A 220-nucleotide genomic window follows, 5' to 3' on the forward strand; every position below is an offset into this window, starting at 1 on the left:
TCGCGTTCGCTCGCCGCTACTTACGAAATCGTTTTTACTTTCTCTTTTCCTCCAGGTACTTAGATGTTTCAGTTCCCTGGGTGTCGCTTCATACATCTATTTTATTCAATGCATGATGTAAAAGGATTGCTTTTACAGGTTTTCCCATTCGGTTATCTACGGATTATAGAATATTTGCTTCTCCCCGTAGCTTATCGCAGCTTTTTATGACCTTCATCTC

At 40.5% G+C, this 220-nt stretch carries 1 rRNA gene; it reads right to left on the bottom strand.

Annotated elements, in window-relative coordinates:
- Nucleotides 1–220: ribosomal RNA gene (locus EZH24_RS13890) — 23S ribosomal RNA — on the bottom strand; the annotation flags it as partial.

Origin of the sequence: Brachyspira catarrhinii, assembly GCF_005518285.1 — a bacterium.
GTDB lineage: Bacteria > Spirochaetota > Brachyspiria > Brachyspirales > Brachyspiraceae > Brachyspira > Brachyspira catarrhinii.